A 24,379-nucleotide genomic window follows, 5' to 3' on the forward strand; every position below is an offset into this window, starting at 1 on the left:
AAGCGTGAAGGATTTATGGAAAATGTGTATTTCTACAAGGATTTAAAAAAGAAATTTTATGGCTGAGGATCTGCTAATTGCCAAGGGCAGCAAAGAGGAACAATATCAAAACTTACTTCCGCAGATAGCAGGATTATTACAGGGAGAAAATAACCAGATTGCAAATCTTGCGAATATCGCGGCAGCGCTAAAAGAACAATTTAATTTTTTCTGGGTAGGATTTTATTTGGTAGACAGCGCGGAAGAGCTTGTGCTCGGTCCATTCCAAGGTCCTGTGGCCTGTACCCGTATAAAAAAAGGACGGGGTGTATGTGGCGGATCTTGGGCGCAGGAGAAAACACTTATTGTACCGGACGTAGAGCTGTTTCCCGGACATATTGCCTGTAGTTCGCTGTCACGCTCCGAAATCGTGTTGCCTATATATAGTCAGGGACAAATTATAGGCGTTCTCGATGTGGACAGCAGCGAATTGGACAGCTTCGATGAAATCGACGAAAAGTACCTGACGCAGATCTTACAGCTGTTGGATAATTAGTGCCCGGATATCGGAAGAATTATGTCTATCGTTCAGACATATAAATCAAAGGTCAGCGCTAGTCCCTGTTAAAAAAACAATGCGACAAAGTCCTAACGTCTCAGAATTGGACACTATATCCTCATGTTTTATGGGAGCTTCAGTAGATTATTCTTCGAATATTTTACTGCTGAAATTCCCATATCTTGACTAATTTATCATCACTGACGCTAAAGAAATACTGACCATTTTCAGACCATACGCCGGCATTGACAGATAAATGATGGCCATCTTGCATTTTTTCCCTGCTCATGTTCTTCAGCAGAGCGAAGTCTGCATTTGACCAGAATTTCAAGGATTTATCCCGACTTACCGTGGCGAATAATGGTTCAACTGGATGTGGATAGATCCCATAAACAGTAAAAAGATGCGGGATAAATGAAAAATTATTACTCAGTTGCCCGACTTCCGAAATCATGAGCTTCGCATCACGGCCACCGCTTAATAATTTATTTTCGAGAAAAGCCAACGAGGTTGTGGGTAGACTATGCAACTGCATACGCTCAATGACATGGAAATCCGTGCTGTCCAACAAGTATACCCAACCTTCTTTATCGCCCAATGCGATCCTGTTTGTATTTTCGTCGACGGCAATACTCCGCACTGTCGTTTGGGAGAGCTGTAGCTCATAGATACTCTTATAGGTCGCTAGGTCTATCACGTACAACATGCCCGCCTCGCCTACAGCCAAAAGCTCATTTTTTTGCTTAACATACGCCAGGGCAAAGATGGCTTTTTTACCCAATTGTAAACTCGCAACAAGTTTTTGTTCCTGTACATCCACAAAAAGTAGCTTACCCTCGCGTAAGGCAATGGCTAGGATAGCCGTCCCCGGAATCAGCTTTAACGCATAGACTGAGGAAGTCACGGCACAGAGGATCCGTTTAAAACCATTTTTTTGGATATCCCACTCGACCACGCCCTTATCATTTCCTCCGGTAAAGAATGTATTTGGATCATATCCTTTTTCTACGCAAAAAATGGGATTTTGATGTCCCGGTAATGTCGCTCTTAATTTAATATTCATAGTTATATTGTCAAGTTCTCCAGATGATATGCGGAGAGACTATTCTTGTCCTATCTTTTTTGGCTTATTGACCGGCTGTCATTTAAAACGGACCACGCAAAAAAAGAAGTGCAGTATATCCACAAATATACTGCACTTTCAAGACTATTTTGTCATATTACCTTAAAGCCTCGTCCGATCCGTCGGTTCAATGAAATTTACCTGGGCAAATGTTCAATAGACAACTTGGCTTAGCAAAAACAAGCATTATTGATGTCTGCTTTCAAGATTTTTAGCGATTGTCTCCAACGAAAACCCTTTTTCACGTAGCAATACGATCAAATGGAACAATAGATCAGAAGTCTCATTGATAAAGTCAGTCTCGGTCTCCGTTAATGCGGCGATCACTGTTTCTACGGCTTCTTCACCTACTTTTTGAGCGATCTTATTAATTCCCCTTGAGCGCAGACGGTTTACATAGGATTCGTCAGAAGGATGTTCGTAGCGATGATTTACGATACGTTCCAGCTCCAATATGAAATTTTGATTGAATTCCGTGTTGAAACAGCTCCGACTTCCGGTATGGCAGGTCGGTCCAATAGGATCCGCTTTAATTAATACGGTATCTTTATCACAATCAATATGGATACTCTTTACATTTAAAAAGTTACCACTCTCCTCTCCTTTAGTCCAGAGACGATTTTTGCTACGGGAGAAAAAAGTCACGCGCTTTTCCGTCTGTGTCTTTTGCCAAGCTTCCTCGTTCATATACCCCAGCATCAGCACTTCTAACGTTTGGGCGTCCTGCACGATCACTGGAACAAGTCCGTCACTTTTTGCGAAATCTAACATTGTTTTAGTATCTAGTATTTAGTATCTAGTATTGAGACTCTGATAGCGCAAGCCCAAGGCTAACATACTATCTATTTTCTCCTCTTTTAATTCTTTATCCTTTGAGCCATATTTTTGGATCTCTATACTCATTATCTTACGACAATACCATGTTGGCGCAAGGTCTCTTTAAGATCCGGAATCAATATTTCTCCATAATGGAATACAGAAGCTGCTAAAGCGGCATCCACATTGGCCTGTTGAAATACATCGACGAAATGCTGTTGATTTCCGGCACCACCGGATGCTATTAAAGGGATATGAATGCGATCGTTTACCGCTTTTAAAAATCCGTTATCAAAGCCATTTTTCGTACCGTCATGATCCATGGATGTCAGCAGAATTTCTCCTGCGCCACGTTCCTGGGCTTCCAATATCCAATCCAGGGTATTGATCTCGGTCTTGATACGTCCGCCGCTCAGGTGAACAAAATCCTGCCCTTCAATAGATCTGGTATCTACGGCAACCACAACAAACTGCGCTCCAAAAGCTGCAGCCATTTGATTGATCAGGTCGGGATTACGTACAGCTGCAGAGTTGATCGATATCTTATCCGCTCCCGCATTTAATAGAATGTCGGCATCTTTAATTTCGTTGATACCACCGCCGATTGTAAAAGGGATATTTACCTGACGTGCTACCGCTTTGACAAGATCTATTGTTGTCTTGCGCCCTTCATGAGTAGCTGTGATATCTAAGAAAACGAGTTCGTCCGCCCCTTGTTGGGAGTATTCGTAGGCTAATTCCACCGGATCCCCGGCATCACGAAGGTCTACAAAATTCACTCCTTTTACTGTCCGTCCATCTTTAACATCCAAGCAAGGAATTATCCGTTTTGCCAGCATCTTAAAATCTGATTAATGATTTAAGGTTCCAGTCTTTGACTTCATCAATGGAAATTCTATTCTCATAGATTGCTTTTCCTACGACAACTGATTCTACTCCCCCCAGTTCCTGAAGTTTTTGAATATCATCCATAGAACTGATACCTCCGGAAGCAATCAATTTGATGATCGGTGAATGGCTCAATAGCTTTTTGTATAATTCTACACCTGCTCCGCCGAGTTTACCATCCTTGCTAATGTCGGTACATAGAAATCTAAAGAAGCCCAAAACCAAACATTTATCAATATATTCAATCAATTTAATTGGTGAGCTCTCCAACCAGCCGGAGTATTTGATCACTTCATCCAAGACATCAATTGCAATGACAATATGGTCTGCATACTTCACTTTCCCTTCATTTAAAGTCGCTAATTCCTCTAAAAAAGAAGGATTCGTAATCGCTTGCGTACCCACGATAACACGGTATACCCCAGCATCTACCAATTCCTTTACTTTTTCAATGCTCCTTACCCCGCCGCCATATTGTATTTTCATATCTGTCTTCTGGATAATGTCGAACAGATAGGATTGGTTACTAAAATCACCTTTGGCACCATTCAGGTCTATGATATGGACCAGTTCAGTACCATTTGCACGATAGTTTTCTATCTGTGCTTCCAAACTAATATCATAAGTCGTAACGTCGTTGTAGTTACCCTCTCTTAAACGGACAACTTTTTTGTCCAAAACGTCAATTGCTGGAATGATATACATAATCGAATATTTTTAGTCTATTTGAATAGTTGAAAAATTGAGCAGCAACTGCTCACCTGCTTTTCCCGATTTCTCCGGGTGAAATTGTACACCAAAGAAATTATCCTTGGAAATGGCTGCTGAAAATGGTAATCCATAGTCGCATTTTGCGGCTGTAAACGTCGTATCATATTCAATATAATACGAATGCACAAAATAAAAATAAGTCTGATCTTCAATATTCGCAAATAAAGGATTATTTGCTTGTACCGAAACGCTATTCCAGCCCATATGAGGCACTTTGCCCGCTAGGCCGGCATCAAAATGTAACGTTTTCAGTGGGAATAATGCTAACATTTCCGCATCACCCTCCTCGGAATATTCGGTCAAAAGTTGCATACCGACACAGATCCCCAAAACAGGTTTGCGCAGTTGTTTAATATAGGGCACTAATCCCGACTCATGCAATTTGTTCATGGCAGCTCCGGCATGGCCTACGCCCGGAATAATAATACGATCATAAAGATCGATCTCCGCTGCAGTATTGATCATACCATAGGTCAGCCCTACCCGATCTAGCGCAGCAGTCAGCGAGAAGATATTCCCGGCGCCATAGTTAATAATTCCTATCATTTTTATTAGTATTGAGATTTGAGTATTGAGTATTGAGACTTTGGTTAGGCTAGCCGTCGGCTTACCTACTTCATCTTTTACTCTTTAGCCCAAACTTTTTTATCTCCTCACCCTACAAGGGCAATATCTTAGTTTTAGCGTTTATAGCCTAGTCACAAAGACAGGTATAATGTAAAACTACAAAACACCTTTTGTACTTGGCAGCTGCATATGATCCGCATCCCGTCGTACTGCTTTCTTGATCGATTTCGCAAAAGCCTTAAAAATTGCTTCGATCTTATGGTGCTCGTTATCCCCTTCGGCCTTGATATTTAGATTTGATTTGGAGGCGTCAGAAAATGATTTAAAGAAGTGGAAGAACATCTCTGTCGGCATATCGCCTATTTTCTCCCGTTTAAATTCAGCATCCCAGACAATCCAATTGCGGCCACCAAAATCCAGTGCAACCTGCGCCAGGCAATCATCCATTGGTAAGGTATAAGAGTAGCGTTCAATACCGCGCTTGTCACCCAAGGCCTTTAAGAACACTTCGCCCAAAGCAATCCCTGTATCTTCGATGGTATGATGCTCATCGATATGAAGATCACCTTTGGCTTTGATCGTTAAGTCCAATGCACCATGTCGGGCTAGCTGATCTAGCATATGGTCAAAGAAGGGCAGTCCTGTCTCAATTTCCGATTTACCGGAACCATCCAGGTTCAGTTGAATAAAAATATCGGTTTCATTCGTTTTACGATGATGTTCGGCCGTACGTGTACCCAGTTTGAGGAATTCGTATACGGTCTTCCAGTCTGTGGTCTCCAAAGCCACAGCATTCGGGTCAATGTCGACATTTTCCAATGCCCCCAATTGATCGTTTGCACGTAGCCATATAGCTTTAGCACCAAGATTTTGCGCAAGCTTGACATCATTTACACGGTCACCGATCACGAACGATTCACTCAGATTATATTTTGCTGCATCGAAATATTCCCCCAGCATACCAATACCCGGCTTACGTGTATCTGCATTTTCGTGTGGGAAAGTTTTGTCGATATGTTCTTTCGCAAATACTACACCTTCTGCCGCAAACGTATCAATCACAAAATGATGGACAGGCCAAAAGTTTTCTTCCGGATGGGAAGATGTTCCTAAACCATCTTGGTTAGAAACCAAGATCAATTCAAAATCCAGCTCCTTAGCGATACGTGGCAGGTACTGCAAAGCACCGGGATAGAATTTTAATTTTGCAAAAGAATCAATCTGCTCATCTTCTGGTTCCAAAATTAATGTTCCGTCACGGTCTATAAACAGTACACGTTTTAAGTTATCAGGCATAGTATTATTTATTGATTTGATTAAGTTTTTCTAATAATGTCCGGTTCTCCGCAGGCGTCCCAACAGTGATCCGCAAACAGCCTTCACAAAGCTCGACCTTGGAGCGATCTCTGACAATGATCCCATACTGAACCAAATAGTCGTAGATCTCCCGGGGGTTTTCCATCTTGACCAGAATAAAATTGGCATCGGAAGGTGTGATGTGATGCACATAGTCCAACTCAAGGAGCTCGCGTACCAGTTTTTCACGTTCTGCAACAGTCTCCTTGATCCAGTCGTTGACTTGATCCACATTATTCAGCGCCTCCAGCACGATATCCTGTGTCGCTTGATTAATATTATAAGGCGGTTTAATTTTATTATAAACAGCTATAATCTCTTTGCTTGCAAAGGCCATGCCTAAGCGAAGTGCTGCAAGTCCCCAGGCTTTAGATAAGGTCTGCAAAACCACCAGGTTTGGATATTCGGCCAGTTCCTGCGTAAATGATTTCACAGCAGAAAAATTGATATAAGCTTCATCGACAACGACAAGTCCCTGAAAATTATTCAATACCGTTTCAATGTCCTGGCGACGGATCGAATTCCCTGTTGGATTATTAGGTGAACAGATAAAGATCAGCTTGGTATGTGCATCTATGGCATTGGCGATACCGTCCAGATCCAATTGATAGTCTGCCGTAAGATTTACTTTCTTAAAGGCGACATCATTGATATTTGCAGACACCTCGTACATACCATAGGTCGGCGGAACTAAAATAACATTGTCTACACCGGGTGTACAAAATGCACGGTATAAAATATCAATAGCCTCATCGCTTCCATTACCCAAAAATATGTTTTCCGGAGGTACACCTTTTATGTTTGAAAGTTTTGCTTTGACTTGATGTTGGAGTGGGTCTGGGTATCGGTTGTAATCATGGTTTAGTGGGGATCCAAAAGGATTTTCATTGGCATCAATCAATATGGATGCCGCCCCTTTAAATTCATCTCTAGCGGACGAATAAGGTACGAGCTTTTTGATATTTTCCCGTAGTAGATTGTTTAAGTTGAATGGATTATCCATTATAAAAAAATTAGAGCCGTAAACTTAGAGAAATTGTTTATCAAAAGCAATATAAAAAGTATTTGGCAGTGGAAATATGGTTAAAATTCACAAAAAGCTAAACTGAAAACCATTTACCTTCAATCGAAAGTTCAGTATTTGGGAATACCGTACGGGCTTCATCCAATAAAGGATTTAGATCCCGGTAACGGGCGGAGTAGTGTCCCAGCAACAATTTCTTTGCATGGGTTTCTTTGGCGATCTCCCCGGCTTCCAGTGCGGTCGTATGGAAAGTCTCCTTTGCACGGTCTACCATATCATGCAGAAAAGTAGATTCATGATACATCAGATCGGCATGCTGGACATAAGGCAGATAGTTCGCAGTACGCACTGTATCCGAACAGTACACGTAACTTCTGGATCTAGGAGCCGGTAGGCTCAATTGATCCGCTGGGTAAACATTTCCCTTTTCGTCCACATAATCCATCCCCTTCTTTATGGCGGGATAATAGACCGTAGGAATATTTAATGCCTGAACCACATCACCAAGCAAGGTACGGGCCCTGGGACCTTCGTCAAAACGAAAGCCTGTACAGGCAATGCGATGTGTTAAAGGGAATGTACTCACTTTCATTGTTCGATTTTCAAAAATAACCCCGGGCTCGTCGGGTGAAATCGGATGAAAAATAAGATTATAGCGTAAAGCTGTCTCAGAATGCAGAAATTGTATATCCAAAATCTCCTTCAAGGCAGCAGGGCCATATAAATGAAGATCACTTTTGCGGCCGACCAGGTGCATCGAAGACAGCAGCCCGACCAGACCTAAATAGTGATCTCCATGTAAATGGCTAATAAATATATGTCCTAAGCGATTGCTTTTAATTCCATAGCGGCTGAGCTGCATTTGCGTACCCTCACCACAGTCTATTAAAAACAATTGTTCATTAAAGTTCAACACTTGGCTAGTCGGATGGCGATCAAACATCGGTGTCGCGGAACTATTCCCTAATATCAGAACTTCAAACTTCATATTAATCTTCGATTGTCCCCCGATATTCAGACTCTAATTCGTGCGCAAAGATCATATCTTCAGCAACCTTTAGTGATGGAGCAATCTTGATCGATTTATCCAGGTGCGACACACGAACCATATCCATTAATTTAGGACATAGATTGACCAAAATAAATATACCGCCAACGGACTGGCACAAACGGTGAGCCAGTATCCCCAAACGAATACCTACTTCATCCGTCTTTTGGACATGAATCATATCCAAAACAATATTGCGTTGGCCAATCGTATTTCGCAACAGGAACTCCCCCTTCAGTTTAGCTGCATTATCCGCATCTATCACTTCCACATGGGGTTCTATCACAATATAACGATCATGCTTATCAATAGTGTACTTCATAAGTCTATTTCATTAGTTTGAAGATACAATGTACTAATAATTTAGCTCTTTTAAGGCTTTTGAAACATTTCTTTCCACACGTTCCAGTACATCTTCCTGATCAGGGTAGACAAATTTTTCACCAACGATATGCTCGTACAGCTCAATATAGCGTTCGGAAATGGAAGCAATAATTTCATCAGTCATCTCCGGAACCGTCTGCCCATCTTTACCCTGAAAGCCATTTTCGATCAACCATTTGCGCACAAACTCTTTTGATAATTGCTTTTGAGCTTCACCTTTCTCCTGGCGTTCCTGGTATCCATCTGCATAGAAATAACGGGATGAATCTGGGGTATGGATCTCATCGATCAAAACGATCTTGCCATCTTTTTTACCAAATTCATATTTGGTATCCACCAGGATCAGTCCTCTTTGCGCTGCAATTTCAGTTCCGCGTTGAAACAAGGCTTTGGTATAGTTCTCCAATTGCACATAATCGGCCTCGCTGACGATACCTTTTTTCAAAATATCAGCACGGGAAATATCCTCATCGTGACCTACGGCCGCTTTGGTCGTCGGTGTAATGATCGGCTCCGGCAATTTATCATTCTCTTTCAGTCCTTCTGGAAGAGGCTCACCGCAGACCTCACGTTTACCAGCCGCATATTCGCGCCAAGCATGTCCCGACAAATAACCACGGATAACCATTTCTACTTTAAACGGTTCACACATCTGACCGATGGTCACACTCGGATCCGGCACAGATACAACCCAATTGGGGATAATATCAGCTGTCGCTTTTAAAAATTTAGCTGCAATCTGATTTAACACCTGTCCTTTGTAAGGAATCGGGCGGGGAAGTACCACATCAAATGCTGAAATACGATCGGAAGCTACCATCGCCAGGTAGGTATCGGCAATCGTATACACATCACGTACCTTACCTCTGTAAAAAGCAGTCTGATTTTCGAAATTGAAATTTGTTTCTTTTATAGCGTTCATGTTCAAAGTAAATTCAAATAATAAGTTTTTGCAAACAAGCCATTAAATATCGCCGTATGCTTCTAAAATGCGCCGCACCAATTTATGGCGGACCACATCCCCACCGCTAAGGTGGATAATATCAATCCCTTCAATATTGTCCAACAAACGGATGGATGTTGAAAGGCCGGATTGATTCTTTTTGGGGAGATCGACCTGCGTCATATCACCCGTAACAATAAATTTTGCAGTGGGCCCCATACGTGTCAAAAACATTTTCAACTGCATATCCGTTGCATTTTGCGCTTCGTCCAAAATCACAAAACAGTTGTCAAGCGTACGCCCCCGCATAAATGCGAGTGGTGCAACCTCGATCGTACGGTTTTCTAAATATCCTTTTAATTTTTCCGCCGGGATCATGTCATCAAGCGCATCATAAAGTGGTCTCAGATAAGGATCGACCTTTTCTTTCAGATCTCCGGGGAGAAAACCTAGATTTTCTCCAGCTTCCACAGCTGGTCGGGTCAGAATAATCCGCTTGATTTCCTTGTTGCGAAGTGCTCTGACTGCCAGTGCAACAGCTGTATAGGTCTTTCCTGTTCCCGCAGGACCAATGGCAAATAAGATGTCATTTTTTGAAATACTATCCACCATCCGTCGCTGGTTGGCCGTCCGTGCGCGGACAATCAACCCATTAGGTCCATAAACAATCGGTTCGGAACCAAAGGCTGCCTGCTTAGCCGCAATCTCCTTTTCCTGCTGCGCAGCTGAGCCTGCACTCGCGCCCAGCAGATTCTCAAAATCCAACAGGGTAATGTTGTTGAATTTTTCCAGATGCGCCATGACTTCCTTAAAGGATTGCTCAAATAGTTCCAATTCCTTCGCATCTCCTAGCACCTTCATTTCACTTCCACGAGCTACAATCCGCAGTTTTGGGAATTGTTTCTTCAAATAATCAAAGTGCTCATTGTCTGCTCCCCATAATATGGGTAAATTCAGACCATCTAATGCAATTAGTAACTCGTTCAAATTTTATCCTAGTTTAGAAATAATCAGATGTCCCTATTACGCTATAGCTCCAATACGTAATACTATTCAAAATTAACGTATTCTAATGAGAAAATACGCCATCCCGAAGAGATTTTTGTAAAAAGAAAAACCAAATTATTTTTTTCAGGTTTCCGCTATAAGTTTGGCTTTTAAAGCTGAACTTAGACCGTACAAATCTATTCTTTACAGGATAAACAGAAGCTATGTTTGTGTATATCAACCGAAAAAAGATATATTCAAAATAAGTTCTTCAATTAGCTTTACAAATCAGCTGATAAATAGTAATTTTGTCCTCTATTTGAATAGATTTTCAGGAACAGAATATGTAAACGGCAGGAGATCTATTTATATTCATGCAATAAAGGGAATTTGACAAATTCGGTCTACTTTAGATTATAATGGCAGTAATTACGTTAACGACAGATCTAGGACATAAAGATTTTTATCAAGCTGCGCTAAAAGGAAGCCTTTTAACGCAGTTGTCTGATGTTCATATTGTCGATATCACGCATGAAATCCCTGCATTCAACATTCCCCGTGCAGCCTTTGTACTTGGTAACGCCTATCATTATTTCCCCAAAGGAACAGTACATATCATCGGTATCAACACCCTTTTCCATGAAGAATCCAAGTATATAGGCATGAAATATAGGGATCATTATTTCGTGGGGGCGGACAATGGTATCTTCAGCCTACTGTTGAATGGAAATGAACCCCAGGAACTGTATGAGCTCAACCTGATGCAGGACCTAAGATACCTTCATTTCCCACTGGCGGATATTCTTTCAAAATCTGCCTGCCATATTGCCAAAGGCGGTAAACTGAAAGATGTTGGTACCCCCATGAATCACCTGATTGAAAAAGTTACTTTACAGCCGATCTTTGACAAGGATATGATCCGTGGCAATGTCATTTATGTTGACGCTTTCGGAAACGCCATTACCAATATCTCCAAAGACCTGTTCAACAAAGTCCAAAAGGGACGGAATTTTGTCCTGTATTTCAAACGCAATGAGACAATAACCAACCTTTCATGGCATTACAACGAAGTCGGTGAAGGCGAAAAACTATGTCTTTTTGGCATCAGTAATTACTTGGAAATTGCCATCAACAAAGGCAATGCAAGCCAGCTCTTGGGGCTTCACGATGACGATTCCAATGTCATTCGTATCGAATTTAAAGATTAATTTCATAAATTCATTCCTGCAAATAGTTTATCACTTGAATCTGATCCAAAATACTCTTGGGATTTATGATCGTTTAACACCTGATTTAGCAGACATTGTCAGCCTTTGTACCGTTGAAACATTGATGCGATTTCAGCAAAATTAATTTCAGATTGATTGTTCAAATTTAGCTATGAAATCTTTACTACACTCACTACTATCCCTTCTTCTACTATTTATCTTCGGGCATCTTCATGCACAGGAAAATGCAGATTCCAGTGCCTTTGAGGTGCAACGTAAGCGTGTCAACAGTCTACTCGAGGCACGGCAGCAGAAATTTGGCGCTTACGACACGAGCCTTACCCAAAAAACAGGTCTTTTTGGACTGTTCAAATCCAAAGGCGACATGCAAAAAAGCATCGATATCCTAAAGGACGTTGTGATTACAGACAACAACATCTTTTTAGAAACCCAGCAGCTGTTAAAAATAAAAGATTTTGAAAAGGACAAATTTCGGCAGATGGCCACTGAATATGACAAACAGATCTCTGCTTATATGGGCACAATCAATAAACTCCAAAATGAGAACGAGCGATTGCGGGCACAATTGGAAAAAACCGAAGGGCGGGGCCTGGCCGGCAACCTGTGGCTTTACTTGGCCCTGCTTGTCATTATTATTCTGGCTGTCTTATTGTACCGTGGCCGCACACAGCTTCGACCTTGAGCAGTAAACATCCGGACTAAAGCTTTCGGTTCTCCCCTGCCAATCGTTGGAATGTACCGAAAAGCAGGTCAAAATACAACTTTAACTGAGTAAAATCGTCTAAAAGGCAAAAAATTGACCAAAGTATGATAGCAAAATATTTTTAATCTCTTTACATTTGTCCTCGCAACAAAACATTGAAGTAGCGGATTATGGCAAGAGGTTTCAATAGTGGTAATAAACAAGAAGAAGATCTACCAAAACCAAAGTTAAATAAGGAGCTTTTATTACGGGCTTCGAAAATAATGACCTATTTACGGCCTTATCGGGTTAAGTTTGGAATCGGGATGTTATTTTTGGTATTATCCAGTCTTGCCATGCTATCCTTTCCGGCACTCCTGGGTGCCATGATTGATGCTGCTCAAGGCAAGCAAACCTATCCTTGGCTGACTCCTGAAGTGTATTACATTGGTGGCATCGCTTTCATTATGCTATCGTTCACCTCCGTTGTTTCATTTTTCCGTATCCGTATTTTTGTTGAGATCGCGGAGCGTGCCTTGGCAAAGATCCGCAAAGACAGCTATCACAAGCTCATCTCCCTACCCATTGAATTTTTTGCGAACCGACGTGTTGGCGAATTAAACAGCAGATTGTCGGCCGACCTGTCACAGATCCAAGATACATTGACGACTACGTTAGCGGAGATTTTGAGGCAATTGATTAGTCTCTGCTTTGGGGTATTTTTACTGGTTTGGGTATCGCCCAAACTTGCCCTTATGAACCTTTGTATTTTACCGATTATTGTTGTGGCTGCCATTATTTTTGGCAAATTCATTCGTGAACTGTCCCGACAGGCACAGGATAAAATGGCAGAGTCAAACAGCATCGTTCAGGAGACCTTATTGGGAATCAGTAATGTGAAAGCTTTTGTGAATGAATACTTTGAATTCAACCGCTACAGCAATCAGATGGATTCTGTTGTCAAATTAGCGGTCAAGGGAGCTACCTTTCGGGGAGCTTTCGCATCATTTATCATATTCTGTATCTTCGGAGCTGTTATAGCTGTCATATGGTATGGTGCAGCATTGGTATCGATCCATGAGATGTCTGTCGGTGATCTGACCACCTATATTCTGTATTCGATGTTTGTCGCAGGATCCATGGGCAGCTTCCCGGAATTATACGCAAACATTCAACGTTCCCTAGGCGCGAGCGAAAGGATTCTGGACATCCTTGACGAACAACAGGAAGATATTAGGATTGAACCGGGCTGCAAAGATGTTCGCAAAAAGATGAGCGGCGATCTCAGCTTCAATCATGTGGCATTTGCTTACCCCAGCCGACCTGATATTGAAATTCTCAAAGACATTAACTTTAGGGCCAATGCCGGGGATAAAATCGCTATCGTGGGTCCCAGTGGCACAGGAAAATCAACCATTGCATCTTTAATATTGCAATTTTACACAAGCAGTAAAGGCGAGGTACTGTATGACGGCAAGCCCGCATCAGACTTTGACCTCTGCGATATACGTAACCAGGTTGCCATCGTACCGCAGGATGTACTGCTATTTGGCGGAACGATCCGCGAGAATATCGCTTATGGTAAATTAGATGCTACCGAAACTGAAATTACTGAAGCCGCACAACGTGCCAATGCACACCAATTTATATTAAATTTTCCCGAAGGTTACGATACCATTGTTGGAGAGCGCGGGGTGAAGCTATCAGGCGGACAACGTCAGCGCATCGCCATTGCCCGGGCTTTACTCAAAGACCCAGCGATTTTAATTCTGGACGAAGCAACGTCTTCGTTGGATTCAGAATCAGAACGTCAGGTTCAAGATGCCCTAGAGGAATTGATGCGTGGCCGTACCTCTGTAATCATTGCCCACAGGCTTTCTACGATCGTCGATGCGGACAAAATCATCGTAGTGGAAAACGGGATTGTTTCAGAAAGTGGCACACATTTCGACTTATTACAGAAAGAAACCGGCCTCTATCGCCACCTGTATACCCTGCAATCCAAACAGCAAAAGGTAGATATGTAAAATTTTGTTAATTATTGATTCTTTTTAAACAAATTGTTCCGGTGATTGTTCATTTGGTATCATACTTGATTATCATTTGAATACACAATAAAATAGAAGAATTATGAAAAATAGCAAAAATGGATTAGTGGCATTTGCTTTGGTAGGATTAGCTGCGGGAGCTGCTGCATGGTATCTTTTAGGAACTGATGACGGGAAAAAACAATTAGATCGTGCAAATGATGGCATAAAAAGCTTAACTAAGTCATTGAAGGATCTTTCAAAAAAAGAAGCTAGAAAAGCACAAAAGCTGGCCAATAGAGCTTCAGCCGAACTGGACAACTTAAAATCCAAAGCACAGGCTGCTTTCAGTAAAGCTTCAGATGATGCCGATGCATTGAAAAACAAAGCAAAAGAAGCTGGTAGAGAAGCTTTGGACCACGCAAACAATGCAGCACAAAATTTAGCAAACAAAATCGACAACACTACCGATGCTGCTAAATCAAAAATTTCTAATGCATAAGTAAAAAAAACGTTTTTTTAAGAATTGATGGTTTAGCCACCTTCCGTGGTTAAAATACATTCGTATCTTTGCGGTATATGACTTTACTGCAACAGGTAAAAACTTTGATTCTTAAAGACATTATTCTGGAATGGCGATCAAAATACGCCATCAACGGAATCCTATTATATGTCGTATCTACTGTATTTGTTTGTTATCAGGCATTCAAGTCAGTAGATACTACAGTTTGGAATGCATTGTTTTGGATCATCATGTTATTTGCTTCCATCAATGCCATCAATAAGAGTTTTGTTCAGGAAAATCCCAACCGACAGCTTTATTACTATTCGCTGGTAGACCCACGGGCTATTATCCTCGCCAAGGTCATTTACAACATGCTATTGATGAGCATACTGGCCACTATCGCTTATTTCGTCTATTCAATCATATTTAAAAATCCGCTCGGAGATCCTACGCTATATTTCATTTCAGTCATTCTGGGGAGTATCAGTTTTGCCAGCGTATTTACCATGATTTCCGGCATTAGCTCAAAGGCAGGCAACAATAGTACACTCATGGCCATTTTGAGTTTTCCGGCCATTATCCCCTTATTGATCGTCTTGATCAAGCTTTCCCGTAATGCCGTAGAAGGCCTGGAAAGGGCAGCAAGTGTAAAAGAAATAATTGTATTACTCGCAATTAATGTAATCACGATCACTATTTCTTTATTGTTATTTCCGTACCTTTGGCGAGATTAAATTTTAGGATTGAAACACATTAAATTCAATTTACCATGAGAAAAAAATGGTGGAAAATATTAGCTGTTCTGATTATCTGTGCAGTGATTATCAATGGCCTTCTGGGCCCTGTTCCCCGCCTATTTATCCTTCACGAGAGTATCCGAAACGTCTATTTCCATGTCCCCATGTGGTCTGCGATGATTGTGATGTACCTGATTTCTGTCATTTATAGTATCAAATACCTCAATACGGGTAAACAGGAGTATGATTTAATGGCCATAGAAGCGGTCAATACAGGTATTACTTTTTGTTTTTTTGGCTTGGCAACAGGAATGTTGTGGGCAAATATCACCTGGGGAGAGCCTTGGCCAAATGACCCCAAATTAAATGGTTCAGCGATAGCAACGCTGATGTATCTGGCTTACCTTGTACTCCGCAATGCACTGGAAGAAGAGCAAAAAAGAGCCAAAATATCTGCCGTTTACAATATTTTTGCATTCCCGATCATTATAGTATTACTCTATATTCTGCCAAAAATGACTGATTCCCTTCATCCTGGCAGTGGCGGTAACGCGACCTTTGGGCAGCTACAAATGAGCAACGAACTCCGGCCGACCTTTTATGCTGCAATGATCGGATGGCCGATGATCGCTTTTTGGATCTGCTCGCTCCGTTATAGAGTCCGTCTGTTGGAAAGAAAAGAGCAGGAAATCTAGCCATCAGTGGAGATAACTGAAAATTACGATAAAAAAGAATTCTGATGAAACCGCAATCTAACCGGTGCCTCATCAGGCATAAAAAACAAACGGAGTGAACCGAACGATTGAGCTCGCGAATACCTTAAAGTACTAACTTAATGAGTTGACGAGCTCATTTATACCAATGGTATTAACACTTATAAATAATTTATACGGATGAAAAAAATAACATTATCAATTGCATTATTAATTTTATCAACTTTAAGCACATTTGCGCAGGATGACGTTGATATGGCAACCGGCTTACGTAGCGAGGGAAAAATCTATGTGGTTGTACTCGTGATGTTGGTCATTTTTCTCGGTCTGGCTTTCTTTCTTTTTTTGCTTGACCGCCGCATAACGAAGTTGGAAAAAAAGAATAAATAGTCAACTGTATATCGCATATCATGATTATAAGTCAGTTCAGAAATTATACGCCAATAAACATCTTATTTTTATCCCTTGTGGGGTTTGTATTATGCCTTGGCATATTCTTACACCTACCGGATAAACTTGATTCGGTAATTTTTGAACCTGCACTTGGTAATCTACTCGGAGAAAACAATTTAATCAACCTCTCTCCAGCAACAAACGTCTTTATCACACTGATTCTGACTATTTTTCAGGCAACCATACTCAATCGGATCACAAGCCATTTCAACCTACTGGGAAAACCTAGTTTTTTGGTTGCGTTGATGTATATGACACTGGCCAGTTTATTTTTACCTTTTTTGGTCCTGTCCCCCACCCTGATCTGTAACTTTATTTCGATCTGGATGCTGAGCAAATTGCTGTCTCTTTATCGTCAGACCGATGTAAAAGCGGAAATGTTCGACCTGGGGATGATTGTAGGTATCGGAAGTCTGATCTACTTTCCATTTTTGAGTATGTTCTTCCTCTTGTGGATAAGCCTACTGATTTTCAGACCATTCAATTGGCGTGAATGGGTCACCCCACTACTTGGATTGGCTACGGTCTATTTCATACTAGGAGTAATCTATTTATGGGTGGGAAAAATGGAATCATTTTATACCATCTGGCTACCGTTCACCTATAAGTTCCCAACAGCCATCCGTATTCAGTTATTTGATTACCTGGTATTGATTCCGGTCCTATTTACGCTCATACTATTCCTGTTGATCCTCAAAGACAACTTCTTCAAGAGCATCGTGCATATCCGGAAATCTTTCCAGCTATTATTTTTCATGTTATGCCTAGCTGTAGCCTCATTTTACTGGAATAAAAAATTAACGGAGGCGCACTTTCTGCTTTGCGCGCCCCCAATTGCAATTTATATGGCGTATTACTTTACCTACGCCAAAAAGAAATGGTTTTTTGAAGTCGTATATGCCATAATCGTATTAACCATAATCTACTTTCAATTTTTCTAACAAATTGTACAACAGGTGTTTAACCTTTTTTAACAAAATCAGCTTAACAAGCTCATAAAAATTGAATAGTTTTGTATGCGAATAAAAGCAAAGAACATTTAATTACAAGAGTCAAAAAACTCAAAGATTTCACAAAAACTAAATAAACATTAGTTTCTCAATTTTATAGATTGACCATGCAGAAACGCTTTATAAGCTCTCTAAGAAATAAATCACTCCAACTGTTGTTAGCAGGTGGAATTTTAGCTAGTTCTACTACCGCATTTGCCCAAAAAACGACGTCCGCTTCACCTTATTCTCAATTAGGGATAGGTCAGATGCGTGAAGATTTATTACCTCAATATAGAGCTATGGGGGGGATCAATACGGCTATCCGTACATTAGATGGTATCTATTACAATACGAACCCAGGTAATCCGGCATCTTATTCCGCTGCGCGGTATACTGTCTTTGATGCAGGGCTATATGGTAATTACACACAATTAAAATCAACTACCCAGTCTGCAAATACGGCTGATTTTGCTTTTAGTCATATCACAATGACTTTTCCAATGAAAAAGTTCGGCGGTATCAGTATGGGGATATTGCCCTTTTCGGATGTGGGCTATCGCAGTAATTCACAGGAAAGCATCAATTCAGTAACCTTTAATAAGGTTTTCACCGGCGAAGGCGGCTTGACAAAAGCGTATGCAGGTTGGGGCGTACGTGTTTATAAAGGTTTGAGTATCGGTGCCAATATGTCGTACCTCTTTGGTACATTAAATGACTATAGTCGTGCTGAATTCCCTTTTTCCAGCGGAATTTTGAATACACAACGTCAAAACAAACGCGAAATCCAAGGTATTATCTTTGACTACGGATTACAATATGAACAGGCTATAGGTAAAGAGTATGCTTTGACCTTTGGTTATTCAGGATCCTTGAATAACGATATAAAAGAGCGCACAACAATATTTGATACAAGAACGCAACCCTCAACCGATCCGGACAATCAAAATATTCCACTAGATACAACCTATATGTCTGCACGGAGCAGCAGACACCTGACGCTACCATTAAAACATAATGTGGGTGTTACTTTTGCCCGCAATGGCCGATGGTTGGTTGGAGCAGATTTTAAATATGCAGACTGGTCAAGATTTCAGGTGAGAAATGGTGAAGGTCAGCTACGCAAAAATTATGGTGTAGCAGTTGGTGGACAATTGACTCCTGATCGATCGTCGCTCAACTATCTGAACCACGTCGATTATCGTCTTGGTTTTAGATACAACAAAACACAGTATTTTCTAGCTGGTCAGGATATTAATGATATGGCTGTAACAGTTGGGGTAGGCTTGCCTTTAGCCCGAACGCAATATTCAAGAGCTTTCTCCAAGATCAATTTCTCAGCAGAGTTTGGCCAAATGGGCAAAGTCGCCAATGGACTGTTACGTGAACGTTATATCAACTTCAATATTGGCTTTACGCTAAATGACCGTTGGTTTGCAAAAAATCCACTTGACTAAGACAATGGTACGCAAGGTATCTGCACGATCCATATTACAAAATATATCGCCCCTGGTAATTCAATTTTTGCTAGGGGCGCTCTTATTGACTTCATGTGAGCCAGATCTAAAGGAAGTCGACCGGATCGCCAACCTGAAAAAAGAAGAGGCGGTGGACATATCACGCCATGTCGATGTGATCTATAGTGATTCTACCCGGGTTAAAGCAAACCTTACCGCACCCGAAATGCGGATCAAACACGATAGCACAGAAGTCTATGAGTTTCCTAAAACCATAAAGATCATCTTCTATGATGAGAAACTAAAGGAAACACAGCGCATAACCTCGGACTATGCCATCAGAAAAGAGAAGGAGAAAATAACAGTCTTCACAAAAAATGTTGTTGTCACCATGGCCGATGGCTCCATTCTAAAAACGGAAGAAATCGTTTATGATGAAGGCGCGAAAGATCCCAATAAGACTTTTTACAACAACGTGCCTGTTCAGGCTTTCTTTAAAGATCAAAGGGGAAACCTTCAAGGCTCGTCTTTTACATCGGACAAGGACTTGCAACATGCCAATATACAGAATGCTACGGGGGTAGTTATCATCAAGGACAACAGCCTATTCCCTTCCATAGGCCGATAGAAAAATCCTATTTTTATTAGGCCTTATACTATGGCTCGTTCATACCGCTCTATAATGTATGGCGGGAGGCCAACAACGCAACTCGCTATCGCACAAATAACTTACAGAAAATTATCATTGCTGGATCAATACCATGAGTTATAAAAAACAGCGCAATACAAATGGTTTTCAAATTTGTTTTATTACATTCAGTAAAATATTCCGTTTTTTTTTATAAAAATTGTATCTTGCACCGCATTTTGCTATGCTATGCATAAATTAACGAAATACAAGTATTTACACAATATAAACACAATAAGCAGACTATGGGATTAATGGGCTTTTTGCGTAACAAAGCTGGTGTCATCTTGACGGCAGCCATGGCTATCGCAATTTTAGCATTTTTACTAGGCGATGTTGTTCGGGGGGGCGCTCCTTTCTGGGCTAGACATCAAAATCGTGTAGGGGAAGTCAACGGAACTGAAATTGAATATCCTGCGTTCAGCCAACAGGTAGAACAGGCGGAAGAAATGTTCAAACAACAAATGGGTGGCGCTGTTACTCCTCAAATGAGAACGTACGCCGTACAACAGGTTTGGAATCAATTCTTATCCAGAGAAATCTTGAGAAAAGAGATTGAAAAAATCGGTTTGACAGTAGGTAGCAAGGAATTGAATGATCTAGTACAAGGTCCTAATCCTTCCGCTCAGATCGTTCAGGCATTTACCGACCCACAAACTGGACAATTTAACCGTGGTCAATTGTCAACTTTTATAAGCCAAATCAACACAGCTGGCAACCAAGCCATGGTTGATCAGTGGGAAACTCTACTTGAAGGTGTGAAAGAAGAACGTTTAAGTAGCAAATATGGTGAATTACTTTCAAACAGTGTATACGTCACTTCATTGGAGGCAAACGAAGAATACCAAGAACGTAATAAATTGGCGAACTTCAAATACATCCTTTTAGATTATGCTTCTGTAAAAGATGCTGAGGCTAAAGTGACTGATGCAGATTTCCAAGAGTACTATAATGAGCATAAAAATATGTTCAGAACACAAGAGGAAACACGCGCGATCCAATACGTTACTGTAGACGCAAAACCGCTGGCTAAAGATTCATTGGCCGTAAAAGAAACGATCAACAAGTTAAAGCAAGATCTTATCGTGGCGAAGGATGATTCCTTATTTGCATCCATTAATTCGGACAACAAATATCCATTTACCTACATGAAAAAAGGTCAATTGAGTCCTTCTTTGGATTCAGTAGTCTTCAATGTAGCTGCGGGTACTACAGTAGGTCCATTCCTAAGCAATGGCGCTTATGAAATTGCGAAAGTAGTTTCGACAGTAGTTGGTCCGGATTCAGTTAAGGCCTCTCATATCCTATTGGATGCTACAGCAGAAGGTGGTGTTGACAAAGCATTTGCAAAAGCTGATTCAATTAAAGGATTGATCCAAAAAGGAGACAACTTCGCTGCTTTGGCAGTGCAGTTCAGCAATGACCCAGGAAGTAAAGCAAATGGTGGTGAGCTAGGTACTTTTACAAGAGGCCGCATGCTTCCAGAATTTGAAAAAGCAGTATTCGAAGGTAAAACTGGAGACATTAAAGTTGTCAAGACGCAATATGGTGTCCATATCATTAAAATTGAGAAGCAGATCGGTACGGCAAAATATGCAAAAGTTGCTATCATCGACAAGGTAATCAACAGTGGTAAAGAAACCCTAAACAATGCGCATAGCAAAGCGACAGCATTCCTATCGGCTGCTACTGCACAAAACTTTGCACAAGAGGCTAAGAAATTAGGCTTAGAGGCGCGTACAGCGTCACGTGTTACGGCAATGGACAATGTGCTTGATGGCACAGAAGCGCCACGTGACTTGATCAAATGGGCTTTCGATGCTAAAAAAGGTGACATCTCAGACAAAGTATTTGAAACTGAAACTTCTTATATCTTAGCGAGCTTAGTGGATGTACAACCCAAAGGGGTACTTTCGCTTGACGCAGTGAAAAAAGACATTGAGCCTGCAGTTAAAAACAAGGTTAAAGCGAAAGTATTAAAAGAAAGATTTGCAAAAGCTTTGGCTGGAGCTTCTTCCATTGACCAAGTGGCTCAAAAAGTGGGCAAATCTGCGATCCATGTGGAGAATGTGGTATTTGCCAATCCTGTTATCCCAGGTGTAGCCTTGGAAAATGCAGTAGTGGGTACAGTATTTGGACTTCAACCAAACAAACCTTCTAAAGCAATTGAAGGAAACACAGGTGTATATGTCGTACAGGTAAATGGTTTCACAAATCCATCAGCAATCTCTGACATCAACGCACAAAAGAAACAAATGCTTGCAGCTAAAGCGCAACGTGCTTGGGGATCTATTTTCCGTGCATTACAGGACAAAGCTGAAATCATTGACAATAGAGTGAAATTCTTTTAGAAGATTTTTAAGTAAATTTGTAGCCGGACGAATTATCGTCCGGCTTTTTTTTGATAGAATAGTTATGGAAATTCAAACAAATATTGTCAATAAAGTTGCACAAAGTGGATTAATGACTGTTGATCTGGCGGATTATCATCCGACGACTGATAATGTCCTGTATGATATCAAGGATAATCTGTTCCATGGTCTGATGTTACGGGAAAAAGATTTCCGCGAGTTCATCAAAACTCATGACTGGTCACAATATACCGATAAGCATGTGGCCATCACCTGTACGGCGGATGCTATCGTTCCGACCTGGGCCTATATGCTATTGGCCAACAAGCTGGAGCCATATGCTGCAAATGTTATCTTCGGCGATTTAGAGGAGTTATTGCGCATACAATATGCTGCTGCTGTTGACCAAATCGATATGGAACAATTTCGGGATCAGAGAGTCGTAGTGAAGGGCTGTGGCGAAACGTTTATCCCAGAATCGACATTTGTCCAGTTTACGGTGAAACTCAGCAAAGTAGCAAAGAGTATTATGTACGGGGAACCCTGTTCTACGGTTCCGGTTTTTAAAAGAAGTCCTCAGGCGCCAAAAGCTACTGACAAACAAGCGTAAACGCCTGTGCGTGATGATTTCATCACTTTAAAAAGACAATTTATTCTGATGAAATTAACATTTCTTTTCAAACAATTTTCGTAAACTTACGTACATGAAACTTATATCGACATTGCTCCTATACTTATCAGTTTTTGTAAGTACAGTTTTCGCTCAGGGTCTACCCCATTTAAAGGAATCGGCATTTAAGGGTGGAGAGAAATTAAAGTATAAACTCCGCTATGGTATTATTTCCGCTGCAACGGGAACGTTGACTGTTGCCGATACGAAAGATGGATTTGGGAATCCCTCCTTTCATCTATATGCAGCAGGTAAAACAGCGGGAGCATTTGCCATCTATACCGTAAGAAACGAATACAATTCATATATCAATAGCAAGACATTCCTGCCTTACTATTATACAGAAAACATCCGTGAGGGGGGGTACAGAAGGAATGACAAAGTACGTTTCAATCAGGACACACGTACCGTGAACGGTAATAAAGGAACATTCACATCCAAGGTGGATCAGACCTTTGATTTGTTATCATCCTACTATTTCGCCCGCAATCTCGACCTAAGTTCGGTCAAGCCGGGTGAATCCTTTAAGCTGACTTATTTCCTGAATGACGAAATAGCCACCTTGGGCATACAGTATATTGGAATCGAAAAAATAAAAACCGAATTGGGTACCCTAGAGTGTCTCAAATTCAGTCCTGAAATAAAACCGGGGCGTATCTTTAAAAAAAATAGCAAGCTTTACCTTTGGGTAACCAATGACGGTAACCGTATTCCGGTGAAAGCCAACGTCGATATATTAATTGGCTCTGTGACCTTAGAATTGCTGGAAGCAAGCGGACTTAAATATAAATTGGGCCAAAAAGCAAGCTACTCAAAATAATTAGAATGATTGAAGTAGGAAATGTGTTAGTACACGAAGATCTAATCAATAATGACTTCGTGTGCAATCTATCAAAATGTAAAGGAATCTGTTGTATCGAGGGAGACTCGGGCGCACCTTTACTGGAAAGTGAAAAAGCTATTCTGGAGGAGATCTACCCAAAGGTAAAACCCTACATGACCGAGAAAGGTATTGAGGCCATCGAAGAACAGGGCAAATATGTTGTCGATGTCGATGGTGACCTAACCACAACATGCGTTGATGGGAACAAAGAATGTGCGTATGTAACCTGGGAAAATGGCATTACCAAATGTGCAATTGAGAAGGCTTATGAATTAGGTGAAGTCCACTGGCGGAAACCTGTTTCCTGTCACCTCTATCCGATCCGCACAACGCATTATCCGGAATTTGACGTACTTCATTATGACCGCTGGCATATCTGTAAAGATGCCTGTACTTTTGGGAAGGAATTACAGGTACCGGTATACAAATTTCTGAAGGATCCCCTGATCCGCACTTATGGCGAAGAATGGTACAAAAATCTTGAGCGTGCAGTCGATGAGTTGTAACAAAATTACTATCTTTAAGCTTTAACTTTTTTGGTATTTCATTC

Annotated in this window: 26 protein-coding genes; 15 read left to right on the forward strand and 11 right to left on the reverse strand. The window is 41.1% G+C overall.

Translation table 11 applies throughout. From position 1 onward, the window contains the following. The first annotated feature begins 58 nt into the window (after positions 1-58). Positions 59-535, forward strand: coding sequence for a GAF domain-containing protein (locus BWD42_RS18895; protein WP_077437972.1), 477 nt, complete (start codon positions 59-61; stop codon positions 533-535). A gap of 163 nt (positions 536-698) precedes the next feature. Here the strand turns inward: BWD42_RS18895 and BWD42_RS18900 are convergent, their stop codons facing one another. The 11 genes from BWD42_RS18900 to BWD42_RS18950 form a co-directional block, all read right to left on the reverse strand. After that, a complete protein-coding gene (locus BWD42_RS18900) occupies positions 699-1,601 on the reverse strand; it encodes a WD40 repeat domain-containing protein (protein ID WP_077437973.1) in 903 nt (300 codons plus the stop codon). A 246-nt stretch (positions 1,602-1,847) separates the two neighbouring features. Further along, a complete protein-coding gene (gene hisIE, locus BWD42_RS18905; protein WP_077437974.1) occupies positions 1,848-2,432 on the reverse strand; it encodes a bifunctional phosphoribosyl-AMP cyclohydrolase/phosphoribosyl-ATP diphosphatase HisIE in 585 nt (194 codons plus the stop codon). Between the two features lie 131 nt (positions 2,433-2,563). Further along, positions 2,564-3,316: an imidazole glycerol phosphate synthase subunit HisF gene (gene hisF, locus BWD42_RS18910; RefSeq protein WP_077437975.1), complete on the reverse strand. Its 753-nt coding sequence runs from the start codon at positions 3,314-3,316 to the stop codon at positions 2,564-2,566. A 1-nt stretch (position 3,317) separates the two neighbouring features. Then, positions 3,318-4,070, reverse strand: a complete 753-nt coding sequence (locus BWD42_RS18915) for a HisA/HisF-related TIM barrel protein (RefSeq protein WP_077437976.1) — start codon at positions 4,068-4,070, stop codon at positions 3,318-3,320. A 12-nt stretch (positions 4,071-4,082) separates the two neighbouring features. After that, positions 4,083-4,682: an imidazole glycerol phosphate synthase subunit HisH gene (gene hisH / locus BWD42_RS18920; protein ID WP_077437977.1), complete on the reverse strand. Its 600-nt coding sequence runs from the start codon at positions 4,680-4,682 to the stop codon at positions 4,083-4,085. A gap of 177 nt (positions 4,683-4,859) precedes the next feature. Then, positions 4,860-5,999 carry a bifunctional histidinol-phosphatase/imidazoleglycerol-phosphate dehydratase HisB gene (gene hisB / locus BWD42_RS18925; RefSeq protein ID WP_077437978.1) on the reverse strand — a complete coding sequence of 380 codons (1,140 nt, stop codon included), beginning with the start codon at positions 5,997-5,999 and terminating at the stop codon, positions 4,860-4,862. A 4-nt stretch (positions 6,000-6,003) separates the two neighbouring features. Continuing rightward, complete coding sequence (gene hisC, locus BWD42_RS18930) at positions 6,004-7,062, reverse strand: histidinol-phosphate transaminase (RefSeq protein WP_077437979.1); 1,059 nt, start codon at positions 7,060-7,062, stop codon at positions 6,004-6,006. A gap of 97 nt (positions 7,063-7,159) precedes the next feature. Then, positions 7,160-8,071: a ribonuclease Z gene (locus BWD42_RS18935; RefSeq protein ID WP_077437980.1), complete on the reverse strand. Its 912-nt coding sequence runs from the start codon at positions 8,069-8,071 to the stop codon at positions 7,160-7,162. A gap of 1 nt (position 8,072) precedes the next feature. Next, on the reverse strand, positions 8,073-8,453 hold the full coding sequence (locus tag BWD42_RS18940; RefSeq protein WP_077437981.1) for an STAS domain-containing protein: 381 nt from the start codon (positions 8,451-8,453) through the stop codon (positions 8,073-8,075). A gap of 33 nt (positions 8,454-8,486) precedes the next feature. Further along, a complete protein-coding gene (locus BWD42_RS18945) occupies positions 8,487-9,437 on the reverse strand; it encodes a phosphoribosylaminoimidazolesuccinocarboxamide synthase (RefSeq protein WP_077437982.1) in 951 nt (316 codons plus the stop codon). Positions 9,438-9,479: 42 nt separating this feature from the next. Then, the gene (locus BWD42_RS18950) at positions 9,480-10,445 is read right to left on the reverse strand and encodes a PhoH family protein (protein ID WP_077437983.1); all 966 of its coding nucleotides are present in this window, start codon (positions 10,443-10,445) and stop codon (positions 9,480-9,482) included. A 419-nt stretch (positions 10,446-10,864) separates the two neighbouring features. Here BWD42_RS18950 and BWD42_RS18955 point away from each other — a divergent pair, with 419 nt between their 5' ends. The 14 genes from BWD42_RS18955 to BWD42_RS19020 all read left to right on the forward strand — a co-directional run bounded on the left by BWD42_RS18955 (position 10,865) and on the right by BWD42_RS19020 (position 24,335). Further along, the gene (locus BWD42_RS18955; protein WP_077437984.1) at positions 10,865-11,653 is read left to right on the forward strand and encodes an S-adenosyl-l-methionine hydroxide adenosyltransferase family protein; all 789 of its coding nucleotides are present in this window, start codon (positions 10,865-10,867) and stop codon (positions 11,651-11,653) included. A 172-nt stretch (positions 11,654-11,825) separates the two neighbouring features. Then, a complete protein-coding gene (locus BWD42_RS18960; protein ID WP_077437985.1) occupies positions 11,826-12,356 on the forward strand; it encodes a hypothetical protein in 531 nt (176 codons plus the stop codon). Between the two features lie 191 nt (positions 12,357-12,547). After that, positions 12,548-14,383 carry an ABC transporter ATP-binding protein gene (locus BWD42_RS18965; protein WP_077437986.1) on the forward strand — a complete coding sequence of 612 codons (1,836 nt, stop codon included), beginning with the start codon at positions 12,548-12,550 and terminating at the stop codon, positions 14,381-14,383. 103 nt (positions 14,384-14,486) lie between these two features. Further along, positions 14,487-14,885, forward strand: coding sequence for a hypothetical protein (locus tag BWD42_RS18970; protein WP_077437987.1), 399 nt, complete (start codon positions 14,487-14,489; stop codon positions 14,883-14,885). Positions 14,886-14,962: 77 nt separating this feature from the next. Next, positions 14,963-15,622, forward strand: a complete 660-nt coding sequence (locus BWD42_RS18975) for a heme exporter protein CcmB (RefSeq protein WP_077437988.1) — start codon at positions 14,963-14,965, stop codon at positions 15,620-15,622. 35 nt (positions 15,623-15,657) lie between these two features. Beyond that, the gene (gene ccsA / locus BWD42_RS18980; protein WP_077437989.1) at positions 15,658-16,320 is read left to right on the forward strand and encodes a cytochrome c biogenesis protein; all 663 of its coding nucleotides are present in this window, start codon (positions 15,658-15,660) and stop codon (positions 16,318-16,320) included. A 198-nt stretch (positions 16,321-16,518) separates the two neighbouring features. Further along, on the forward strand, positions 16,519-16,728 hold the full coding sequence (locus tag BWD42_RS18985; protein WP_077437990.1) for a CcmD family protein: 210 nt from the start codon (positions 16,519-16,521) through the stop codon (positions 16,726-16,728). Between the two features lie 20 nt (positions 16,729-16,748). Next, a complete protein-coding gene (locus BWD42_RS18990; protein ID WP_077437991.1) occupies positions 16,749-17,732 on the forward strand; it encodes a DUF6427 family protein in 984 nt (327 codons plus the stop codon). 176 nt (positions 17,733-17,908) lie between these two features. Next, the gene (locus tag BWD42_RS18995; RefSeq protein ID WP_077437992.1) at positions 17,909-19,237 is read left to right on the forward strand and encodes a hypothetical protein; all 1,329 of its coding nucleotides are present in this window, start codon (positions 17,909-17,911) and stop codon (positions 19,235-19,237) included. Between the two features lie 4 nt (positions 19,238-19,241). Continuing rightward, positions 19,242-19,865, forward strand: a complete 624-nt coding sequence (gene lptC, locus BWD42_RS19000) for an LPS export ABC transporter periplasmic protein LptC (RefSeq protein WP_077437993.1) — start codon at positions 19,242-19,244, stop codon at positions 19,863-19,865. 305 nt (positions 19,866-20,170) lie between these two features. Continuing rightward, a complete protein-coding gene (locus tag BWD42_RS19005; RefSeq protein WP_077437994.1) occupies positions 20,171-22,276 on the forward strand; it encodes a SurA N-terminal domain-containing protein in 2,106 nt (701 codons plus the stop codon). A gap of 64 nt (positions 22,277-22,340) precedes the next feature. Continuing rightward, positions 22,341-22,886 carry a DUF2480 family protein gene (locus tag BWD42_RS19010; protein ID WP_175992094.1) on the forward strand — a complete coding sequence of 182 codons (546 nt, stop codon included), beginning with the start codon at positions 22,341-22,343 and terminating at the stop codon, positions 22,884-22,886. A 94-nt stretch (positions 22,887-22,980) separates the two neighbouring features. Then, a complete protein-coding gene (locus tag BWD42_RS19015; protein ID WP_077437996.1) occupies positions 22,981-23,766 on the forward strand; it encodes a DUF3108 domain-containing protein in 786 nt (261 codons plus the stop codon). Positions 23,767-23,771: 5 nt separating this feature from the next. After that, on the forward strand, positions 23,772-24,335 hold the full coding sequence (locus BWD42_RS19020; RefSeq protein WP_077437997.1) for a DUF3109 family protein: 564 nt from the start codon (positions 23,772-23,774) through the stop codon (positions 24,333-24,335). Positions 24,336-24,379 lie beyond the last annotated feature (44 nt).

Source organism: Sphingobacterium sp. CZ-UAM, assembly GCF_002000245.1.
GTDB lineage: Bacteria > Bacteroidota > Bacteroidia > Sphingobacteriales > Sphingobacteriaceae > Sphingobacterium.